Raw genomic sequence first — 6,000 nt, forward strand, 5'->3', positions numbered from 1 at the left:
GGCAATTTATTTTTGGCTTCATTCAATTTATGCTTAAATTCTTGCTCAGTGATGTGTCCATTATGGAACGACCAAAAAGGCTGAAAAACAAATTTATTGTCTAAAAAAACACGTATGCTGTTAGGAAATTCATTCCACAAGAAGTTATAAATATATTTGTTTTTCTTTTAATTGCCTATGAATCATGTTTTCAGCCTTGTGAATCCTTTTAATAAGGCTAATTTACTGCTTAATGGTGATAAAATCTACATTTGGTAGTCAAGATATATCTCTTTTTCCTATTTTTTCACTTATCCACTCTTCAACTTCACTTTCTACCCAGGCTACAGAGTTACCGCCTAGCTCGACCTTCATTGGAAATCCACCAGCACTCATAAAGCGATAAATAGTAGAACGACTTAAGCCTGTGATATGTAAAACTTCTTTTAATTTGATTAAACGCATGGGGTTTCTCCGGTTAGGTTAGTAGTACATATCCTTTCCGGGGGGAGTAATTTTTTACTGAGTCGAAACAAAAACGTTAAACATATACATCACTATTTTGCATAAACTATTAAGAGGGCATAATAATGCAAAATAACAAGTCACTATACGAATTTGATCACCCAGTAAGTGATGAACAAATACTTGAAGCAGCAGCTTACATAATCGCTCAAAAGCAATTTAGGGATGGGGCTTTAACATGTCCGAAAGACAGTGAAGAATATTTAAGGCATAAGCTGGCGTTAATTGAGCATGAGGTTTTTGCCGTCCTGTTCTTGGATAGCCAAAACCGCATACTTGAATTTAAAGAGTTATTTAGGGGGACTATTAACGCCGCAAGCGTATACCCACGAGAGGTAGTTAAAGAAGTATTAGCGCTAAATGCAGCATCTGTAATACTTGCGCACAATCATCCTTCAGGCGTCAGCACGCCATCACAGGCCGATAAACTTATTACCAGTAAATTACAGCAGGCGCTTAACCTAATTGATGTTTCGATAGTCGATCACATCATTATTGGTGAAACCAGTTATTCATTTGCTGAGCATGGCTTAATTTAAAGGAAGTAGGGTATGGCGATTAAAATAGAGCAAGTACCAGGGCTAAACGTGCCAGAGTCAATGTTTGATGTGATTGTAAATGCCATCACTAAACAAAGTGAATCGATAGGGAATGCGAGTGAGCGAACTATTAATTTTCGTGATAAAGATTATAGCGCAGCAGCTGGGGGCTTTCACCCAGTCGAGGTTAGGCTAGAAAAACGCGGTATTGGTTGGGAGCTTGTATACATTACTGATTTTTCATACCGGGGCCAATCGGACTATGAATTAGTAAAGGAGATTGATGTTTGCTTTGTGATTAAACGCGTGTATCACATGCTGGTGGGCTGGTTAAGTGAACGAGAAGGCAAGGAGCTTTTAACTTTATTTGTGACTAACTTTGTTGAGTATTACAACACAGGCTGCTACCAGGTCACTATTTCAACAGAATAAGGAGTTGGCTATGGCTGAAGTACAGGCGATCAAGGACCTTGATACAGTAAAGTTAATTAGTTATTTGCTTGAAAAGCGGTGTTCTAAACAGATGAGCCATATTTGGAATATAGGTCTGAACTTAGCATTGCGCATATCTGATTTATTGTCTGTTAAATTTACGGATATTCAAAACGACAGGTTACTTATATTTGAAAGTAAAACAGGCAAGCTTGCAGAGATTAAGTTAAATCAAAAAGCATTAGCATTTATCCACGAAGTACGTATCACTCACCCCAACCATGTGTACTTATTTCAATCATATCGCAATCAACAAGCTAAAGGTTCACCACCACGGCCTTTATCACGAAGGGCTGTAACAAGAGCATTTGCGTTAGTGGGTGAAGAGCTTAATTTAAAGTTAGGCACTCACTCAATGCGTAAAACCCGAGGTTACCACCTCTATCATAAAACCCAAGATATCGCCCGTGTAATGAAAATGCTTCGCCATAGCTCCGAAGCAACAACACTGCTTTACATCGGCATAACCCAGGAGGAAATTGATAAAGACTTTGAAGAGTTAGAGCTATAAGTTAATTACATATGATAGGAGTAAGTTTGTTATGTCGCTAGAAAAAGCCGTTACATGCGGTGTAGTAGGAAATGAAGTTTCCAAACAAATAACTGGCAGTTCAGAGCCGTCACTTAGTAGAACAGCTATTGCTGTAAGCTCTGGTGCTGTAGCTGGCGCTACTGTGTCTGGAGTAGTTGTGGTTGGGCTGGGCGTTGCCTCAGCACCGGTTACAGTGCCTTTAGCTGTTGCTAGTGGCTTGTTAGCTGGAGTAGCGAGCTTATTTGATTAGAAGTAAACAAAGAACGCATTTTTGCAGTGCGTTCTTTTTTTGCTTTTGTAGTGTAAATAGCGCTTCTCGTAATGCTATTTTGGGAACTTGCCATCCCTTGTATACTAAGGGTTTAAGCTTATTTAGCTAGTTGAAGGTCTCAAAACCTCGTTAAAACGAATTATGAGAAGCACAGGTCTTAATTAGAATATCATCTTTGACTATAACCAAAACAACGGTGCCCTAAGCCATATTGTTTCGTATTAAGTTTAGCAAAGTAGCTTAGTCGATAATAAAGAGCGTGGAAGTCTTGAGTAAAATTAGGATTATTAGCGTCAAGGTAGTGGTGTGCATTTTCAGGTAAATGAACTAATCGCATCGTTTCATCTAACGGTAAGCTTAGCGCGCTTGCCCATGCTTTAACTATTCGAGTAAACAAGTTATCACTTTCTGCATTTATTTTACCCGTACAGTGGTACCGGTCCTTATTGAAAAACAGCACACAATGATAATGCTGGTGGTGAGCATTGTTCTGCTCCCTAGCCCAAATATTCCTAATATTGCATGGATGTGGCGTTTTACCCTCACGGGCTTTAAGTTTTGTATCGGCTTTAATTTGCGCCACAAGAGAGGCAACAAATCGAGTACACACTTTGTTGCTATTTAGATTAATCGTATTTGAATAAGCAGGTAGCCTTAAATCAATTCTCACAGCAAACGTTCTTTTATGTTCAGCACATGCAGCAAGCATGACTTTCTCAATAGCATCTAGATAGTTAGTAACTAAAGGCTGATTGATTCTGGCTAGTGTTTGATATTGCTTGTAGGTAGGGTTGGTAGTTACTGGGTATTGTGTTGGATTATTCATTTTCTTTGTCCTGATAAGTATTGGTTCATATCAGGTGTATGAGTTGTAGTTTTTTAATTTGTATTTGGCGTGATAATAGATTCGTTACTAGTAACGCTAATAAATATTACCAAACCGAAATTTACACTAATAAAACCAGTAAAGTTTGTGGTGGTTAAATACAGAAATGCATTACTGATAAGTTGTTTAGCGTATTTAGAGTTACTCTGAAGTTATATGTGGTTAATTTATTCTTGAACTAAATGCTACTCTAACCTCAGAAGTAAGATTGTTCTTATTCAGGCACAAAAAAATGTACCTTTTTAAGACAAAAACATCAGCTTTCACATTATCAATATCATATATGTATTCTCTGTAGGTTTTAACTCGAAGGGAATCTGATGCTTCAAAGTAAGCATATGAAATAAACAATAAGCTATGTACATAAATATTTATAAATGAAGTGATAAAATTACTTAGATGATATAATTTTGAGTCTATTTGAAAAATATTGGTTGTTCCAAATAATGAATTGCTAACATCAAGGGTAGATAAGTGCTGTTTTGGGTTTTTATAACTTAGGATTTTTTTTATGCACTTTACAGTAAGCAGATTCAAGGTGTTCCGAAAGTTATCAATTGAATTCTTGGGTTGATCGGCTAAATATGATTTAACTAACTCAAATGAATCCCCTGAAAAAAGATTATTTAGGTGAATATCAAAAAGCGCTCTGTATCGCCTATTAATATTGGTTGGCAACGAATTAAAAAATTGACCTACATACTCATCTTTTTTAATCTTTTTTGAACTTAATAAGTTAAAGACTAATGCAGTTGATATATGTTCTATTGGACTATTATTATTCGGTATCGATAAGGTATATGCAGATGGCCTCTTTGTAATAAGTCGATTTTTTTCACAAGTAAATGGCTCATTTTCCTTGAAGGTACATCCAGTTGCTAATTGTTGAATTTTTTTTGATTCGACAAGTTTTATAATTGCTGTTTTTACTTCTACATTTTTTAACTTGCATGCTTTAGCAATAACTGACACTGAAAAGTTTTCAACATATCCAAACTCATCTTGGTTTAATACAAAGAAACACCATACCAACTTTATAGGTACTCTTAGTTCTAGTCCCTCTACCTTTGCCAGCATTTCAGTAAATTTTAATCGATCAATCTTGTCATGGCTGTTGTAGATAAAAGTATATGAAAGTGTTGGTCGTCCAGGCTTAAAGTGTTCAGCTTCGAGTTTTGAAATTGCATTAATTTCTTGCAGTTCTTCTATTACTTTTTTGAATTTATTGTGTGGGCATCCTAATTCTATCAGCTCAGATTTAGATAGTTCGTCTCCAATAGTTTTCTTCGCAATTAAACGAATTAAAACCCATTTTGAATATGCTGATAGACCTGTGGTTAAGTTGAAAAACTCACTCATTAGATTGTTTCCATGCTGTGTCTTGTTACTCTATAGTAGAGTAACTACACTTTAATTAACACAATAACAGGGTGTTATTTTGTAATTTTAAAAAAGATGCGATATTCAATCTCAATTAGACTCCCATATAGATTTTTGTTTATTTTAAAAATCTAATTAAGACTCTAACTGAGTGGGTAGTTGAGGGTTTCATTTAGATGTTGATTAGTATCTAAAAGATATCTGGTGAGGTAGATTCTGACCGCAAAGCGGTTGCTTACAAATTGGTATTGGATTATTGTTTTCGATAACATCCGCAAACGGTAAAACACAAGGAAGAACTAATGACAGATCGGATTGCTAGCAAGAAAATTTTGACGTGGATCAATGAAGATAATGAAGATTTGCGTAACTGGCTAGCATGCCGCTATGACAGTTACAGTAGTTATTTTAAATCTCCAGATGCCACATTAGATAGCTTTATTAGAGATGAAATAAAACGTATAAGTGATAATGAAGATAGTCAAAAAGTTAGTCTTGATAAGCTCTATAAAGCATGGAAAAGCTATGAAAGGGGCTTAAAGAATATCTCTAATAAAGTCTGTAAACTTCAGCTCGAGGTGTCTAAATCAGCGCGTGATAAACTAAAGACGTTAAGTGCAGCGGATGAAATATCTCAATCTAAATATATTGAAAAGCTAATTAATTACGCTAGAAAAAACCCTAAGCTGATTTCTGAAGATACAAAAGTACAAGAACCTTACAAACACAAACAGAGAACTTTTGATGATAGCCTTGACTTAAAAGCTATAAGAGAAAACTTATCAACTATTGATGGTAAGATTACTAGATTATTAGATGCTTGGGAGGAGTAGGGCAAGCTGAGCTTTCTTTAGGTCGCCTTGGTTATTTTTAAAAATAAATAACTTTTAGTATGCCTATTGGTATTCCTTGTGTTTACTTTTACCGGTATTTATATTGCTAATCAGTGTGTTATTATGTTTTTAAGAATCCCTCTCTCCCACCATTATTCTATATTAGGACGCCTTATGGCGTCTTTTTTTGTGCCTGTAATAAAGTTTAGCCAGTTAGCCTATCGCTTGCGCGACTCGATTATTTTTATGCCGATGTTTTAGCGTATACATGCTCGGCTTGTAGTGGTCAACTAATTTTGGCCACAGTTTTAGAATCTTGGTATCTAACCTCAGATTCATTTGGTGCTAAACTTGCGTTATAATGATGTGGTCTAACGTTGTTGTAATATCCGTTGATATAATCACTCACACTATATTTAGCATCTTTAAAGTTTTCGTATCCAACCTTTGGCATCCACTCCGTTTTAAAGCTTCTAAAAAATCGCTCCATTGGTGCATTATCCCAACAATTTCCGCGCCTGCTCATACTTTGTGTAATTTTATAGCGCCATAAACGTTGACGA

The 6,000-nt window shown here is 35.9% G+C and carries 9 protein-coding genes; 5 read left to right on the top strand and 4 right to left on the bottom strand.

Annotated features, from left to right (window positions below; genetic code table 11):
• Positions 1–258: 258 nt before the first annotated feature.
• Positions 259–444: an AlpA family transcriptional regulator gene (locus tag QL984_RS15945; RefSeq protein ID WP_024601646.1), complete on the bottom strand. Its 186-nt coding sequence runs from the start codon at positions 442–444 to the stop codon at positions 259–261.
• A gap of 125 nt (positions 445–569) precedes the next feature.
• Between QL984_RS15945 and radC the strand changes: the two genes are divergently transcribed.
• From radC to QL984_RS15965, 4 genes are read left to right on the top strand one after another with little or no spacing between them, the layout of a single operon-like run.
• Positions 570–1,043: a DNA repair protein RadC gene (gene radC / locus QL984_RS15950; RefSeq protein WP_024601647.1), complete on the top strand. Its 474-nt coding sequence runs from the start codon at positions 570–572 to the stop codon at positions 1,041–1,043.
• Between the two features lie 12 nt (positions 1,044–1,055).
• Positions 1,056–1,475: a DUF2787 family protein gene (locus tag QL984_RS15955; protein ID WP_024601648.1), complete on the top strand. Its 420-nt coding sequence runs from the start codon at positions 1,056–1,058 to the stop codon at positions 1,473–1,475.
• A 10-nt stretch (positions 1,476–1,485) separates the two neighbouring features.
• Positions 1,486–2,046 carry a tyrosine-type recombinase/integrase gene (locus QL984_RS15960; protein WP_024601649.1) on the top strand — a complete coding sequence of 187 codons (561 nt, stop codon included), beginning with the start codon at positions 1,486–1,488 and terminating at the stop codon, positions 2,044–2,046.
• Between the two features lie 31 nt (positions 2,047–2,077).
• Positions 2,078–2,317 carry a hypothetical protein gene (locus QL984_RS15965; RefSeq protein WP_024601650.1) on the top strand — a complete coding sequence of 80 codons (240 nt, stop codon included), beginning with the start codon at positions 2,078–2,080 and terminating at the stop codon, positions 2,315–2,317.
• A gap of 190 nt (positions 2,318–2,507) precedes the next feature.
• Here QL984_RS15965 and QL984_RS15970 read toward each other — a convergent pair whose 3' ends face one another.
• Positions 2,508–3,164, bottom strand: a complete 657-nt coding sequence (locus QL984_RS15970) for an inovirus Gp2 family protein (protein ID WP_024601651.1) — start codon at positions 3,162–3,164, stop codon at positions 2,508–2,510.
• A gap of 222 nt (positions 3,165–3,386) precedes the next feature.
• Entirely contained in the window at positions 3,387–4,583 is a 1,197-nt protein-coding gene (locus QL984_RS15975) for a hypothetical protein (protein WP_024601359.1), read from the bottom strand.
• Between the two features lie 323 nt (positions 4,584–4,906).
• On the opposite strand from QL984_RS15975, the gene QL984_RS15980 reads away from it, so the two are divergent.
• Entirely contained in the window at positions 4,907–5,437 is a 531-nt protein-coding gene (locus tag QL984_RS15980) for a hypothetical protein (RefSeq protein ID WP_024601360.1), read from the top strand.
• Between the two features lie 286 nt (positions 5,438–5,723).
• Here QL984_RS15980 and QL984_RS15985 read toward each other — a convergent pair.
• The coding region (locus QL984_RS15985; protein WP_290172946.1) for an integrase core domain-containing protein at positions 5,724–6,000 on the bottom strand (277 nt) is incomplete at its 5' end.

Source organism: Pseudoalteromonas sp. APC 3495, from assembly GCF_030407645.1.
GTDB lineage: Bacteria > Pseudomonadota > Gammaproteobacteria > Enterobacterales > Alteromonadaceae > Pseudoalteromonas > Pseudoalteromonas tetraodonis.